We start from the raw sequence: 15328 nt of genomic DNA on the forward strand, positions 1-15328 counted from the left end.
AACAGAACCTCCCCCGTTCGTCAAGGCGAACGTTCCGTACCGATGGAGCGAACAAAGATGTCGGCACCCGTCCCGCCCCGCCTCCCCCTCGACTGGATCGCCGCCGCCCTGCGCCGCGAGCGCACCCGTGTCGGCCTGTCCCTGACGGAGCTGGCCAAGCGCGCCGGCATCGCCAAGTCCACGCTGTCCCAGCTGGAGTCGGCGAGCGGCAACCCGAGCATGGAGACGATCTGGGCGCTGGCGGTGGCGCTCGGCGTGCCCTTCAGCGCCCTGGTGGAACCGCCGGTTCCGGCCGTCCGGGTGATTCGCTCGGGGGAGGGTCCGGCCGTGCACTCGGAACAGGCCGACTATGTCGCCACCCTGCTGTCGGCGAGCCCGCCGGGCGTGCGGCGCGACCTCTACGACATCCGGCTGGAGCCCGGCACCGTCCGGGACTCGGAGCCCCATATCCCGGGGTCGGTGGAGCACATCGTCGTCGGTGCGGGGAAAGTGAAAGCCGGTCCGCACGGTGAGAGCGTGGAGCTGGGACCGGGTGACTACATGAGTTATCGCGGGGATGTCCCGCACGCGTACGAGGCGCTGGAACCCGGCAGCCGCTTCGTGCTGATCATGCAGCACGTATGAGAATTCGCGGAGAATTCACCCGGCCGTCGAGGACCGCAAAGGGCAGGAGCCCCGCTGCCGGGAAGGCGGCGGGGCTCCTTGGGTACTGCACTCGGTTTCGATCGGATCTGGTCAGATCAGACCGGGGTGACGTTCTCCGCCTGCGGGCCCTTGGGGCCCTGCGTGACGTCGAAGGACACCTGCTGGTTCTCCTCGAGGGACCGGAAGCCGGTCGAGTTGATCGCGGAGTAGTGGACGAAGACGTCGGGGCCGCCGCCTTCCTGGGCGATGAAGCCAAAGCCCTTTTCGGCGTTGAACCACTTCACGGTTCCGGTAGCCATAAGCCCTCCTATGGGCTCAAAGGGTTGCCCTGCTCCAGAACCAGCAACCGTGAAGACGAGATTCTGCACAACTGCATATGTCTGAAAACGACGAGAGCCCGCGGTCACATGCTCCGCAGGCTCTGTACTGCAAGGGAAACCAAACTGCAACTTGCGGCGAGCCTAGCACGCGCGCAGCCGAAAGCAATAGAGGTCAAGATCACGTCACCCGGATGTTTGAAGATCCGGTGAAGGGGTTGACCCAGGGGGTCGGAGGCCCGGCCCCCGTCGCCGGGGTCTAGTCTCGCGATGTGGACAATTCTCGCACCCGGCCGCGCGTCGGCCACATCCAGTTCCTGAACTGCCTGCCCCTGTACTGGGGGCTCGCGAGAACCGGCACGCTCCTCGACTTCGAGCTGACCAAGGACACCCCCGAGAAGCTCAGCGAGCGGCTGGTCCGCGGCGACCTCGACATCGGTCCGATCACCCTCGTCGAGTTCCTCCGCAACGCCGACGACCTCGTCGCCTTCCCCGACATCGCGGTCGGCTGCGACGGACCGGTCATGTCCTGCGTGATCGTCTCGCAGGTGCCCCTGGACCGCCTGGACGGCGCCCGGGTCGCGCTCGGCTCCACCTCGCGCACCTCGGTCCGCCTCGCCCAGCTGCTGCTGGCCGAGCGCTACGGCGTCACGCCCGACTACTACACCTGCCCGCCCGACCTCAGCCTGATGATGCAGGAGGCCGACGCCGCCGTCCTCATCGGCGACGCCGCCCTGCGCGCCAACCTGCTCGACGGCCCCCGCTACGGCCTCCAGGTCCACGACCTCGGCGCCCTGTGGAAGGAGTGGACGGGACTGCCCTTCGTCTTCGCCGTCTGGGCGGCCCGCCGCGACTACCTCGACCGCGAGCCGGACATCACCCGCCAGGTCCACGAGGCGTTCCTCGCCTCCCGCAACCTCTCCCTCGAAGAGGTCGGCAAGGTCGCCGAACAGGCCGCCCGCTGGGAGGCGTTCGACGAGCAGGTCCTGGAGCAGTACTTCACCACCCTCGACTTCCGCTTCGGCGCCCCCCAGCTCGAAGCGGTCGCCGAGTTCGCCCGCCGTGTGGGCCCCACGACCGGCTTCCCGGCGGACGTGAAAGTGGATCTGCTGCGACCCTAGGCGGCCCGGGGCCCCCGGGGCTTATACGCTTCCGGACAGAAAGGCGTACGGGGGAAGGGGGACGCCGTGGGGGACGCCGTGCAACCGCTCGGATCCGACGAACCGGCCGTCGTGGGGCCCTACCGGCTGCTCGGCCGGCTGGGCTCCGGCGGCATGGGCCGGGTCTACCTGGGCCGCAGCGCGGGAGGACGTACGGTCGCCGTGAAGATCGTACATCCGCACTTCGCGCTCGACGAGGAGTTCCGGGCCCGCTTCCGCCGCGAGGTGGCGGCCGCCCGGCGGGTCGGCGGCGCCTGGACGGCACCCGTCCTGGACGCCGACCCCGACGCCCCGGTGCCGTGGGTGGCCACCGCGTACGCCGCCGGGCAGTCCCTGACCGCGGCCGTCACCGACAGCGGCCCGCTGCCCGGGCACTCCGTACGGGCACTCGGCGCGGGCCTCGCCGAGGCACTGGCAGCGGTGCACGCGCTGGGCCTGGTCCACCGGGACGTGAAGCCCTCCAACGTGCTGCTCACCCTCGACGGGCCCCTCCTCATCGACTTCGGCATCGCCCGCGCCACGGACGGCACCGCGTCCCTCACCTCCACCGGGGTCTCCGTCGGCTCGCCCGGCTACATGGCGCCCGAGCAGATCCTCGGCCACGGAGTCACCGGCGCCGCCGACGTCTTCTCCCTGGGCGCGGTCCTGGTCTACGCCGCCACCGGCGAGCCGCCCTTCGCCGGGGACTCCTCGGCCGCGCTGCTCTACAAGGTCGTCCACGAGGAACCCGACCTGGGCACGCTGGAGGGCGGCCTGCGCGACCTCGCCGCCGCCTGTCTGTCCAAGGAGGCGGACGCCCGTCCGGCCCCCGGCGACGTGGCCCGGCGGCTCGCCCCCGAGGGCGCGGCCCGCCTGGTCGCGGGCGGCTGGCTGCCCGGCGCCGTGGTGGAGCGGGTCAGCCGCAGCGCGGTACGGCTGCTGAACATGGACGCCGCCGACCGGGACACACCGTCCGGGCCCGTGGGCTTCGGGAGTCCGCCGCCGGGCGTGCCGGGGCAGCCGGACGCCACGGGCACGCCGTCCCTGCCGTCCGGGGCTCCCCGCTCCGCAGGGCCGGGCGAGCATCCGCTGCCGGGGTCCGGCGCCTTCCCGGCCTCCGGGCCCGGGGTGTTCGGGCCTCCGCCTGTCATGCCGTCCGGCACGCCGGTGGCGGCTTCCGCGGTGGTCCCCGCGGCCGCTCCCCCGGGGAGCGGCCCCGTCCCGACCGTCGTACCGGGGCAGCCCGTCGTACCGGGGCAGCCGGGAGGGACCGGCACGCCGCCGGGCGCCGGGGCCGCGGCGGACGACCGGCGCGGCAAGCTCTCCGTCAGCGTCCTCGCGGACTCCGTGCCGGGCGGCGCGGGGCGCGGGCGACGGCTGAGCTGCACCGTGGTCCTCGCGGTGGCGGGTGCGCTGGCGGCGGTGACGATCGGGTCGGTGTTCGTGTTCGACCTGCTGCCGGGCGGGCACCGGGACACGGCGGGCGGCACGGGCAAGGACGACGCCCACCCCTCGGCGACGGGCCCGTCCCTGTCCTCCTCCCCGCCCGTCCCCGACCCCGCCGAGGGCACGACCGGCGTCCCCGCCCGCTACCTCGGCACCTGGGAGGGACAGGGCACGGCCCTCGAAGGCAACCTGCCCATCGGCACGTTCCGCATCACCGTCCGGCAGGCCGCCGTGGGCGAGGAGATCGGCCGGCTGCGGCAGACCGACATCGCGGGCGGCGTCTGCACCGACGTGCTGACGCTCAAGAAGGTCACGGACAAGCAGCTCGTCGCCGACTCGGTGGGCGCGAAGGGCAACCACGCGGGCTGCAACCCGGCCCTCACCACGGTCCGCCTCGTCCCCACCGGTGACGACCTGACGTACGAGTCGGACAGCGCGGAGTCGGGCAACCCGGAGGCGCGGATGTCGAAGGTCGACTAGGCATCGTCGGGAAGCCGCTTCGTGCGCGGCGCCACGTACCTCACCAGGACGGTGACCAGCAGCGCCGTCACGGCGAGCGTGACCAGCAGACCGACGAGCCAGACCCACGGGTAGTGGATGTGCACCCAGCAGGGGTGGCCCTCGCTGTGGCAGACGGAGCCCCAGTCCCTGCGGCGCCTCGGCCGCAGCACCCCGGAGATCACGGAGCCGAGCGCCTGGCACACGAGCAGCCCCGGCAGCGCGGCTCCCGCCCAGGCGAGCGAACGCGCCTTGCTCCGGCTCCAGTTCATCCGGGTGAGCGGCGCGACGAAGGCCGCGAGGGCGAAGGGCACCAGTGCGCCCACGGTTGCGGCGAGTCCGTAGCCCCTGCCCGGCCACTTCGCCGCGATCTCGCCCCAGACCGTCTCGCCCCAGGCGACGGCGCCGGCGGCGACCGGCACGACGAGCGCCAGCGCGCCGAGGAACATCAGGCAGAAGAAGAGACAACCGCCGTCCCGCTCCTTCGGCCGCGGCAGCCGTACCCGCCGGCGCTCGTGACGCAGGCTCGCGGGTGCCGCCCTCCGGCGTCCCGGCCTCGCCGAACCTCCCACCATGCCCCCCAACGAAATGCAGCGGACACCTCTCGAAGAGGCGCCCGCTGCAGGTCGTCGCCAGCGACGCTCAGTTCGTCGCCTGCTCGATCCTGTCGTGGCTGTTCTTGGCAGACTTGTGGGCGTCACCGAGGGAGTCGGCGAGCCGGGTCATCTGCGGCTTGAAGTCACGCCATTCATCGCGGAACCGGTCTGCGCCCGGGCCCTTCCAGAAGCCGTGGCTGTTGTTCGCCTGACCGTCCAGCAGGTGGATCAGGTCGCGAACCTCGCCTTCCTTCTTCTGGAACGCCTCGTAGAGCGTCTTCAGCTTGTCGAGTCCTGCACCGCGATCGATGTCGCCGGCCATCTGTCCTCCCCGTGTCACCAAAGCAAAGACCTCTGCTGTCGCACAGGACGCTACCGCACCGGCTGTTGCTCAGAAAAGTTGCCTTCGTACGGTTGCAGACCTGATACACGGCGAACGCCGTTGCAATAGTGACCTCTTGAGGGCGTTCGTTGCCGGGGAGGAACGGCCACGCTTCGACAGACAGCCCAGCGATCACTCATCAAGGATCGCCTGCACCGGCATCATCTGTCCGCTACGAACGAGGATGCCTCGGCCGACCGGGCCCTCCCCGGATGTGGGCACTCGGACATTGAACAGCTCGCCGTCGGAAGCGCTCTGGGGCGAGAGGAGTAGACCCTGACGCGAGCGACGTGTTTCCACGACAAAGCCTCGGTATTGTGAGTTGAAGGTGTCCGTGGCGCCCGCCACGAGGAGGCCGACGCCGCCGTCCCTGGCGCTTTGCGCCACGTCCTCCAACGCGCGGTCCAGATCGGTGTCGTACAGCATGTCGGCGTCATCGGCCACAACCGCGTAGGGCCGCCCCTCCGCGCGCTGAAGCAATTCTTTCAGGTCGCGTTCCGAGTTGTCCGTGGTCAGGAAGCCCAGTACGCCGGGTTCATCCTCAAGGGCGCGCAGCGGTGAGCGCCGCGGGGTCACCAGGACGAGGGGCACGTCGTTGCGCAGCAGGCTTCGCGCGGCCACCAGCAGGGCTGTGGAACGGCCCGACCTCGGGGGGCCAGCGATGACAAAACCCGGACCCGACTCCTCCAGGTCCACTCCGATCGGCTCGAGTTCGTCGCCTCCCACACAGACAAGGGCCCAGAGCGGGGACGGCGGAGCGAAGTTCGGATCGAGAGCCAGCGCCTGCTCTGCCGTGAGGCGCACGGGAAGCTCGTCAACGCGCAGCGGGCGGTGACTCTTGGGCGGTACACCGTGCACTCGACGAGCTTCCTGCGCGATGTCTCGGAGGGCCGCCACCTGTGCCTGTCCTGACGGCTCAGGCGCCAGCAGCGCGATCTGGGTCTCCTGCACGCCGTGGTCCGTCAAGCGGAGCGCGCGTCCGGGCGCCATGTTCTTTGGCACTTCCCGGTTGGACAAGCCGGCCAGCGAGTACTCATTGGCGTCGGTGAGGCGCAGGACCAGTTTGTCCGCAAAAGCGGGCGAGACCTGGCCGCTGAATCCGCTGCGGTCGGCGGTCATGACGACCTTCACTCCGACCGCGGCACCTTCTCGGAAGACCTTCACGACCATTTCCACGAGCCGGCCGTACTCGACGCCTTCGAGTGCCGACGTGTAACCCTCCCAGCCGTCGAGCAGGAGGACCATCCAGGGGAGTCGGTCCTCGGGCGCGGCGATGGCGCGCTGCTCTGCGGCGCTCGAGAGTCCTTCCAGGGCCAGGAGTTGCTGACGACGCGAGATCTCAGCCAGCAGTCGGCCGAGCAGTCGGCGGACGCGATCCGGCTGATCGCGTGTCACGACCGCACCGCAGTGCGGGAGATTGGCCAGAGGCAGCAGGGCGTTCGCGCCGCAGTCGATGCCGTAGAGGTGGACGTCCGTCGGTGACGTGCTGGCGGCAAGGGATCCTGCGAGGGTCCGCAGGGCCGTCGAACGTCCGGAGCGGGGGCCTCCGACCAGCATGAGGTGCTCCCCGTGCACGAGATCCAGGGCCAGCGCCGTACGACTCTGCAGGGCCGGCAGATCCGTCAGACCTAGGCGGATCGGGGGGACGTCCTGGTTGCCCTGTGAGGCTACTGCGCTGTCCGGGAGATCAGCGAGCGACAACTGGTCCGGCAGCGGCGCGAGCCAGGGGCTTCTTTGGGAGCCGAACCGCATCTGCTCCGCTCCGCCGCGGATGGCATCGACGAGGAGGCTCAAATCGGTGACGAGCGTGCCGTCGTCCTCTCCCTCCGACACCCGTGGTGCGGGCCGCCCGAATGACGACCAGGCGACGGACTTCACGGTGACCTTCGGGCGATCCGTTCCGATGCCGGGCCGTCGGCCACCGATCCGGGCAGACTGGACGGCGGTAAGCGACTGAGCGCCGGATCGTACGTAGGCCCGTCCGGGAGTGGACTTGGCGATGGATCCTGCGTCCGGCGCGTCGATGACGTCCGAGGACTCCGCCCCGTCGGTTACCCGGAGGGCGATGCGAAGGTTCGTGTTGGCACGGATGTCCGCGCTCACGACGCCGGCTGGCCGCTGTGTGGCGAGGATCAGGTGAACTCCGAGGGATCGGCCACGCCGAGCGATGTCGACCAGACCTGCGATGAAGTCAGGAAGCTCCGCGACGAGCGAGGCGAACTCATCGATGACCAGGACGAGTCGAGGCATCGGGTCCAGCTCGGGGCGCAGCTTCCGTGTGTCGTTGTAGTCCTCGATGTCCTTGGCGCCGACCTCGAAGAGGATCTCTTCCCGGCGCTTGAGCTCGGCTGCCAGGGAAGCGAGCGCGCGCTCGGTGAGGTGAGCGTCCAGATCGCTCACCATGCCGACGGTGTGCGGGAGCCGGGCACAGTCCTGGAACGCACTGCCGCCCTTGTAGTCGATCAGGACGAAGTTGAGAGCGTCCGGCCGATTGGCCAGAGCGAGCGAAGCGATGATGGTCTGGAGCAGCTCCGACTTTCCGGCACCCGTGGTTCCCGCAACGAGGGCGTGGGGGCCGTCCTGTTTGATGTCCAGCACGAACGGCCCGTCGGCGGCGATGCCGATGGGCGCGGCGGTGGTCGAACCACCCCGCTGCCAGATGTTCGCGACATCCGCACCCGTGGGGTCGGGCAGGCCGAGGAGGGACAGCAGACGAGCAGAAGTCGGCAATGCGGCGTCCGCGTCGTCCTGGCTCACGTCACGGACAGGGGCAAGAGAACGGGCCACCAACTCGCACCAGGCAGTCGTGACCTGGTCGGCCAGCACCTCGCCCTTGGTCTCAAGGCCGCCGCCGCTGATCCGCACGTGATGGGCGCGATCCGGCACGACACTGATCGCCGCCTTGCACTCCTCGGGCAGCAGTCGCTCGTCCTCATCGATGCAGACGGCGAACATCCCGTGCAAGGGGCCCTCTTGGAGAAGCTGCGGTACGCCGGGCACACGACGCAGGAGGCGAGCTCCGTCAAGGACGATCAGAACGAACTGGTCGGGACGTAGCTGATTGCTTGAACCGAAGTTCTGGGAGCCGCTCTTGCGGCGTTCGAGTTCGGTGAGAAGCTCATTGATGCGGCGGCCGACGACTTCGGGTTCGGATCCGATGAGAGAGATGCAGTCCTGACCGAGCTGAGGTGCGGTGTGCGGCAGCCAGTGAGCCCAGTCCCAAGACACCTGGGCATCAGGGGCCGACGAGAGCACGACGAGCGACAGGTCACGAGGGCTGTGCAGGATCGCGGACTGCGCGACCAGCGAATGGGCGATGGCCCGTCCGAACTGCCGCTGGCCAGCGATGCCGACGACCCCCAGCTCGGCGAGAGGAACGATCGCGGGGACATCCGCGACGTCGGGTGGCTGCGGCGCGTCCTCAAGGCTCCCGCCCTTGGCGGGGCGCAGTTCGATCTCCGCCGGAAGGTTCGCGAAGCCGACGCGGAGCTGCAGAACATCAGGATCGACGATGCGCCGTTCCCAGAGCCGTCGCCGAGGGCCAGTGGCGTAGAGCAGCAACTCCGCCGGGTCGGGGTGGGTTTCGCGCCGCGCACTCTGGTCCGCCTTGCAGAGGTCCTGCAGTGTGGCCTCGTACTCGGCGCTTTCCTTCTTGTACTGCTTTACCGCTTTGCGGTGCCGCTTCCGCCCATGCCGTGCTTCACTGACCCAGTACCCGATCACCATGAGTGGGCTCATGGCGCAGAAGAGCAGGGTGTACACCTGCTTGGTCATGAAGTAAGTGACCAAGCCGAACAGCGCCGGGATACAGGCAGCGATCAGCTGAAGGCGGGCACCTTCACCCTTGACGGGTTCGGCGGGGACCACGAGTCGTGGTCGCTGCCTCAGAGGGGAGAGGCGCGGGGGGCGGTTGTACGCGTAGCCGCCGTCGTCGGTCGCAGAGAGGTGGGCATCGGGCGCTTCCGGCTCGCACAGCCGGATCACGGAGTCCCCGATCCTGGCGGTGGCCCCGACAGGCCATTCGGTTCCTGCATGGACCTCGACCGAAGCATCGTCGAACGATATTGCGGCGTCTTCGGTGGGATGGACCGTGACGGTCCCGTCGATGCCGACAGAAAGCTTGAGAGCGGTGGCGGGCAGAGAGGGATCATCGATCGGCAGGGTGCATATCCGGCTTGAGCCGATGGTGGCGACGCCCACTTGCACCCGGGCGATGTGGCCGGCTCCCGGCCCACCGCAGACGCGGAGCTCGTACCGGCCGTCGGGCTCGCCCCGGCGCATGAAGGGGCCGATCGAATCGTCGGTGGTGACCCGTACGCCGTCGCGGAGGACGGCCGCGGCAGGGGCCTCAGGTTCGTAACTCTGCCCGTCGACCCACAACGTAGGTGCAGCGGGAGGAACATGAGTCGTGCGCGAGCCGACGCCCCCCGGTCCAAGGAGAGGAACGACAACCGAGGGCTCTAGTCCCAACCGGTCACCGCTGGGCAAGGCGGATGCGCCGCTCAGGCAAGCAGCCACATCTCCGGTCGTTGCTCCCACTTCCAGGGTGACCAATGTGTCGCGCGGGTCTGTGCCTTCCCGCAGGACCGTCACCAGGACTCGCATGTTCTTCTTCCTCTCGGCCCGGCAGGGACTGGATCAGGGCTTGGGGTTTCTGAGGTCCTTCGCGGACTTGTCGCAGGCGGTGGCCTCGTCGCGCAGCGCTTCCGCGACACTTCCACACTTTGTCCGCCAGTTCCTCAAGTCGCCGCGGATCCGGTCCGCATGGGGGCCGGACCAATTCTTCATGGTGACCGTTGAAAATGTGTGCGGTGAGTCAGTAAGTTTTTCGATGTGTTCCGCGAGACTCCTCAGCTTTGCGGCTCGCTCCGTCAGTTCTTGGACTTCTGGGTTCGCCATACCTTCTCCTTCTCGTCTGGCTGGGGAGTTCAGTCCGTAGAGGCCGAGTCGTGCGAGCTGGCCAAATTACGGACTCTGTTCAAAGCCGAGGCTGTCGCACCCAAGGCGGTCAGGTCAAATGTGTCGACCTCGTCGAAGACGATGGCCAGGGCAAGGTCGATCGCATCTACTTCCCCCGCTGCAGACCCGAAGGTACTGAATCCCTTTCCCGTTGGATTCTTCGCGCGTGTGGTCGTGATTTCTGCTCCAGCGCGTCGCAGGGTGCCAACCTTCTTGGCTCGTGTGACGACGTATTCGTATGCGCGCTCATGGTAGGTGAGTTTCAATGCGCGTGCCCTGGCCCTGAAGGCACGCATGTTGAAATCGAGGTCGACGGTGACTCCGTCCAGCAGAAGTAGCGGGTCCTTGAGTGTGGGCTGACTTCTGCCATGCGACCGGTAAGTAGTCTCGGGAATCGACTCGCCGTGAAGTCGGAGTTCGATCCGGGTTTCGGTTGTGTCAGACCACTTTTTGCGCGGGTAGCTGAGGGTTACTTCGCCGAAGTCACCCACTGTGCCACTTCTACCTGCTTCCTTCTTGGTGAGGAATGGCTTGAGTTCAAATTTCAGTTCAGTCATCGTGCTTCCATTCAACGGTGCTGTGCCCTGGACGGCCCGCTTCAGCGAGCTCCACTTGGGTGAGCGTTTCAGAACCAGTTCATCGGGTTCGCTGCCTTCGCCACGCTCTTCGCACCACTGACAAAGTCATCCTTGGCCTCTGACACCTTGTCGCCCGCCCAGTCGACCGCCTTGCCGGCACCAGCCTTGATCTCGGGCCAGTGCTCCACGATCTTTGCCCCGCCGTAGACCAGGCCGGTGCCGACGGTCAGGCCGATAGTGACCGGATTCGGGGCGATCATCGCAGCAGTCAGCGACGCATTGAAGCCCACCTCTGCGACGTCCGCGACATATCCGGCACCCTTCTCCTTGAAGGCATCCTTCGGATTCCCCTGAGCGACGACGTTCGCGAAACTCACTCCAGTTGCAACCGCACTGAGGCCGATGCCGCCAACTCGTATGACGCCTGCGGTCTTGCCTGCGGTCTTGAGACCGGCAAGCCATGGAGAAGCCTTGGTAGCGCCGGGAATGCTGTTGGCGAACCGCTGAACGTTGGCTGCCTTGGAAAAGACTGCTGGCAGGCTCGCGTGGCCGGCCCGGGTGATGGCTGCGCCAGAATGAGAAATTCCACCGAAGGCCCTGGCCAGCTTGTCGGATCCGACCAAGGCATCCACGGCGCCGTTCGAGAAGAGGCGACCAACGCCGGGGAGACCTCGCAGTCGATTCCAGCCTTGGCCGAGCAAGTCAGCACGAAGAGTAGCCGTAAAGGGGATTCGGCTGATGCGCTGATAGGTGGTGCTCCTGCTGAACGCGTTGCCCAGCTGGCCGGGGAGCCAGCTCCCCGGCGCAGCGAGGTTGCGCAGCTGCCCTGCTGGAAGCGACCGTGCAGCGTTTGTGAGCCATCCCCTGTCTACCGCAGCGCGCAGCAGCCCACTGTGCCAGGAGTTCTGGTAGATGTTCTTCGCCAGGACGCCGGCATAGAACAAGCCACCCCCTCCGATCTTCACGACAGTGGCTGCATCCGAGACATCCTTCAGAAGGGTTTCGATACCCTTCTCGCCAAATTGGCTGAGGCCCGGAACCTTCGCGAGGTAGTGGGCCTCAATGCGCATCAGCCAGTCGCTGTATGTTTCCCGGTGTCCACGCTCAAAGAGTTGGTCTTCCCGTGCGATACCCGCCCGCTTCCGCAGGTCGGGCGGAGTTTCCGTGGCCCATGTCTGCATCGGCTTGATGACGGCCAGCTTGCCGGAGACTCCCAGCGTCGAAGCACGTGTGAATGCCTCGGTGAGCTTGTCGGACAGGCCGCCCTTTCCGTCCAGAAGCTTGGCGAGCTGGTCAAGGTCGTCAGGGTTGACATTCCGCATTTGGTCCCCCGTTGCTACGAGCTCTGGTCGGCGAAATCTTCCTTGTCGGGGAGGAGATCGGCGAGGTTGTCCCAGATCTCGCCGGCGCTGGAGCGCGCGACCGTCAGGGTGCTGTCGGGACCTACCTGGCCTTCCTGGATGGGCTCTTGGGGCTGAGTGCGCACCCAGTACCCGTGGTGACCGCAGTCCCACACGGCGATACTCCGCACGGCCTGGTTCTGCTGTTTGCCTTGCCACGCAATGGTGATGCGCCAGGTCGAGTCGAGGGAGAGGGCGAGTTCGACGAGCGCGGACCGCTGCGGTTCAGCAAGGTCGCTCGCACCGGTGAGGGCGTTGAGGGCAGCTGTCCGTACGGCCTCTTCGTCGTCGGCCTCGTCGGCCAGAGCGGTGAACACCTCGTCCAGCGCGCCCATCGTCGTCGTGATCTCGGAGACCCCCGCGATCTCCGAATCGTCGAGTTCGACGCGCCGCAGCTTGACCTTCCGGGCCATCTCCCAGACCAGGGTCTGCGGCTCGATCGGAACGTACTCTGACTCTTCCTCTCCGGGCCAGGCGTCATGGGAGAAGACGCTGTCCTGTCCCACGACCAGACCATGGGTGAGGGCACCGAGTTGGCCCGTGACCTCGGCCTGGATGACCATCAAGGGGCGGGCCAGAGCAGTCAGGAGCTCACGGAGCAGAGGGGAGAGTTCACCCTCGGGGCCGACGAGGCCGATCTGCTGAAGCTCACCCAGTGAGTGGTAGAGCTCGGCAGGCGGCGTCTCTTTGTCCAGCAGGTGGGCGAAGACTGCGATGTGACGGTCGGCCAGCTTGAAGCGGCCTCGGGAGCTGTCGAACGAAGGCATGCTGTTCAGTCTCTCCTACGGTCTGCGGGCGAGGTTCATGGACGGCGGGCGGTGAGCTCACCTGTGACGGTGCGACAAGTGGGGCCGCGTTCAAGTCCGTAGGATCCGCGAGTGCGGTGGTGACGAGCAAAGTGTGGCGCTGCACATTGGGGTCCCCCCGTGAGACGTAAGCTCCATCGATGTATCTGACGATATCGGTGGGGTTCGCGGTTTCACCAGAGCGAACTCCCTGGCGAACAGGGCTGGCGCGGCATCAGTCGAACCAGCCGCCGGTGGCCTTCCCGACGCCCTTCGCCCCGTCCATCAGTGCCCCGGCGCCTTCGCTCGCGGCGATGAGCGAGGCGTATAAGGCCACGCCGGATACCTTCGCGACGTATCCCGCCTTGTCTCCGTTGAAGGCGTCGACAGGGTTGCCCTCTTGATGGACATCGAAGCCACCCACGGCTGTGGCGACGGCGCTGCCGCCCACACCCGCAGCCCGCCCCACCCGGCTGTCCGCAGAGCCGTACCGGCCCCGGAGGCGAAGGCCCCGAACCTGCTTGCCCCGGCGACCCGCGCGGCAGTGCCTGCGTTCTTGCCGACCTCGAGGAGGTTGGCTTCCCCAGGCCCACAGCCGTCCGCCGAGGAGCTGGGCGAGCCTGTCTGATCCCCCCAGTACGTCGAGGACGACGGACGGTGTGTTGGCGCCGATCCGCTCAGCCAGTTGCGCTACGCGGAACGGAATGCAGGAAGGAGGACGCCCTTTCAGGATCTGGCCGTTCACCTGGCTGACCCACGACAAGATCTCCCCGCGGTTCCCGCTGACGGATGCAGCGTGCTGCAACTCGAACGTGACGCCACTTATGCTCCTGACGCCTCTCGTTCGTCTGCCGACCAGCAGGTAGCCGGCTCCCTCCTTACTCCTCACCGGTTGATCGACTGGATCTCCTGGACGATGACATCTTGGTCGTTGCCGAAGGTGCCGTTGGGGAGCGTTCCTGCCTCACCATTGGACGCTTTCCAGGTGATTTCCCACGTGACGGTGGCCTTGAGCTTGTACGTGTTGCCGCCGGACGAGCGCAGATACGTGATGCCGCACGGCGGGGTCTCGTCAGTCTTACCTCTGGTGTAGGGCGCCCCGATGGAGTCGTCTGCGTTGATCGTGCATTCGCCGGAAGCGGGGAATGTGGTGGCGTCGGCGGTGCCAGGCTCCAGCTTCAGCGACTTGGGCCTGGCTGTCGTGGTGGCTGAGAGGTTCCAACCGCCCACGTTGAGGGCTGCTGTGACGGAGACCTCATGGAAGTCCGCCTTGTCCAGCCAGGCCCATGTGGGGAGGTTGACCTTCGACGTACCCTCCGGAGCCAGGGTCACTTCGGTATTGGGTACCTGGACCTCGTTGTAGGCGAGCTTGGCCAGTGTCTCCGCGTCGATGGCGTTCTCTACCGGAGGGTCGTCGCCGTTGTCGACCCAGAAGTCCGCTTGACTGCAGGCCAAGTAGTCATCGCCCTCGAGGCGCTTCCAGTCGTAGACCGTCCCCCAGAACATCCCTTCACCGGACTTGTCCTTGTTGAAGTTCTTGTAGGGATCGCCCTCGATGTAGCGCGACTTGTCCGCGGCGTACGCCTCTGCGGCACCGCTGAAATGTCCCACGTTCCAGCGACGCTCGAACTCCTTCTCGTACTCCTCCGGTGTCCACTGAGGTTCGTACCAGCAGGCGGGCGGGTCATAGTTGCCCACAGGAGCCAGCGTCCCGGTCGAACCTCCGCTGCCGTTCTTGGATGTGTCGAAGGTGACCTGAGAGGTGATGGTGCGGCCCTTGGAGCCACCGGCACCGTTGCCGCCGCGTGACCCACCGAACCCCGTCTCCGCGTGTGCAGTCCCTGTGGCAAGGGATGCGCTCACGGTTAGGCAGAGAGCGACAATGACGCGTTTCCTGGAAGTCCCTACGGAATGCACTTCTCGCTCCCCCTGTTCGATACGACCTTGCTCGTTACCCACACACCCTCTGAGTTCCGCTCCAGGCGGCTGATGTAGTAGACGTACGAGGTGTTCGTGGGGGCGCTCCGGTCGACCTTGTTCGTCTTCTTGAACCTGTTGAAGACCTTGCTCTCGTCTGCGCAGAGCGTCACTGCTGCCGTCGTCTTGCCCGACAGATCTACGGTGGGCGAGTAGTAGCGCGTGGTGCCGGTGATCGTCGCATCGTGATCGATGAACGTCTGCACCCACTGCACGGCCCCGGCCAATGCTTCGCCCTTGTAGTAGAAGGTCAGAGCCGGAGAATTCACATCGCCGTCCGTGATGGCGCGGTTGACCGCCGTCATGGAGCGGCCGGCGTCGGAGAGGATTGCGTCCTTGGCGGCGACGCCGGTCTTCCAGCCTTCGAAGTCTTCTTTGACATCACCCGGCAGGGACAGATCCGGACGGCTGACGTCCTGTGTCGGGCTCGCTGACACCGACCCTGACTCGGTCGGATCGCCGCCGCCGACTCCGGCGATCTTGTCGTTGGGATCGGATTTGTTCTCCCCGCCGCCGCATGCGGTCAGCAGCAGCGCTGCGGATGCCGCGAGCGCGACAGCAACGGGCAAAGTTCGGCGCTTCACAGTGGACTCCCCGTGTGACAGA

Annotated in this window: 13 protein-coding genes; 3 read left to right on the plus strand and 10 right to left on the minus strand. The window is 67.1% G+C overall.

The features are described 5' to 3' along the window. Positions 1 to 57 precede the first annotated feature (57 nt). Positions 58 to 624 carry a helix-turn-helix domain-containing protein gene (locus tag ACIQGV_RS20565; RefSeq protein ID WP_402496494.1) on the plus strand — a complete coding sequence of 189 codons (567 nt, stop codon included), beginning with the start codon at positions 58 to 60 and terminating at the stop codon, positions 622 to 624. 116 nt (positions 625 to 740) lie between these two features. On the opposite strand, the gene ACIQGV_RS20570 is transcribed toward ACIQGV_RS20565, so the two are convergent. Continuing rightward, positions 741 to 944 carry a cold-shock protein gene (locus tag ACIQGV_RS20570; protein WP_067240544.1) on the minus strand — a complete coding sequence of 68 codons (204 nt, stop codon included), beginning with the start codon at positions 942 to 944 and terminating at the stop codon, positions 741 to 743. A gap of 290 nt (positions 945 to 1234) precedes the next feature. On the opposite strand from ACIQGV_RS20570, the gene ACIQGV_RS20575 reads away from it, so the two are divergent. After that, complete coding sequence (locus ACIQGV_RS20575; protein WP_402496495.1) at positions 1235 to 2083, plus strand: menaquinone biosynthetic enzyme MqnA/MqnD family protein; 849 nt, start codon at positions 1235 to 1237, stop codon at positions 2081 to 2083. A 78-nt stretch (positions 2084 to 2161) separates the two neighbouring features. After that, on the plus strand, positions 2162 to 4027 hold the full coding sequence (locus ACIQGV_RS20580) for a protein kinase (protein ID WP_402496783.1): 1866 nt from the start codon (positions 2162 to 2164) through the stop codon (positions 4025 to 4027). Here ACIQGV_RS20580 and ACIQGV_RS20585 read toward each other — a convergent pair. From ACIQGV_RS20585 to ACIQGV_RS20625, 9 genes are all read right to left on the minus strand, one after another. Then, positions 4024 to 4620: a hypothetical protein gene (locus ACIQGV_RS20585; RefSeq protein ID WP_402496496.1), complete on the minus strand. Its 597-nt coding sequence runs from the start codon at positions 4618 to 4620 to the stop codon at positions 4024 to 4026. The two genes, ACIQGV_RS20580 and ACIQGV_RS20585, sit on opposite strands and share 4 nt — an antisense overlap. Before the next feature lie 67 nt (positions 4621 to 4687). Further along, positions 4688 to 4963: a WXG100 family type VII secretion target gene (locus ACIQGV_RS20590; protein ID WP_402496497.1), complete on the minus strand. Its 276-nt coding sequence runs from the start codon at positions 4961 to 4963 to the stop codon at positions 4688 to 4690. Positions 4964 to 5155: 192 nt separating this feature from the next. Further along, positions 5156 to 9628 (minus strand): FtsK/SpoIIIE domain-containing protein, encoded by a 4473-nt coding sequence (locus ACIQGV_RS20595; protein ID WP_402496498.1) that lies wholly within the window; start codon positions 9626 to 9628, stop codon positions 5156 to 5158. 33 nt (positions 9629 to 9661) lie between these two features. Then, positions 9662 to 9922 (minus strand): WXG100 family type VII secretion target, encoded by a 261-nt coding sequence (locus tag ACIQGV_RS20600; RefSeq protein ID WP_402496499.1) that lies wholly within the window; start codon positions 9920 to 9922, stop codon positions 9662 to 9664. A 29-nt stretch (positions 9923 to 9951) separates the two neighbouring features. Further along, positions 9952 to 10539, minus strand: a complete 588-nt coding sequence (locus ACIQGV_RS20605; RefSeq protein ID WP_402496500.1) for a hypothetical protein — start codon at positions 10537 to 10539, stop codon at positions 9952 to 9954. A 68-nt stretch (positions 10540 to 10607) separates the two neighbouring features. Next, on the minus strand, positions 10608 to 11882 hold the full coding sequence (locus ACIQGV_RS20610) for a PE-PGRS family protein (RefSeq protein WP_402496501.1): 1275 nt from the start codon (positions 11880 to 11882) through the stop codon (positions 10608 to 10610). A gap of 14 nt (positions 11883 to 11896) precedes the next feature. Further along, on the minus strand, positions 11897 to 12727 hold the full coding sequence (locus ACIQGV_RS20615; protein ID WP_402496502.1) for a hypothetical protein: 831 nt from the start codon (positions 12725 to 12727) through the stop codon (positions 11897 to 11899). 903 nt (positions 12728 to 13630) lie between these two features. After that, on the minus strand, positions 13631 to 14608 hold the full coding sequence (locus tag ACIQGV_RS20620) for a hypothetical protein (RefSeq protein WP_402496503.1): 978 nt from the start codon (positions 14606 to 14608) through the stop codon (positions 13631 to 13633). A 41-nt stretch (positions 14609 to 14649) separates the two neighbouring features. Further along, positions 14650 to 15306: a hypothetical protein gene (locus ACIQGV_RS20625; protein ID WP_402496504.1), complete on the minus strand. Its 657-nt coding sequence runs from the start codon at positions 15304 to 15306 to the stop codon at positions 14650 to 14652. Positions 15307 to 15328: the final 22 nt, after the last annotated feature.

The organism is Streptomyces sp. NPDC093094 (assembly GCF_044754345.1).
Taxonomy (GTDB): Bacteria; Actinomycetota; Actinomycetes; order Streptomycetales; family Streptomycetaceae; genus Streptomyces.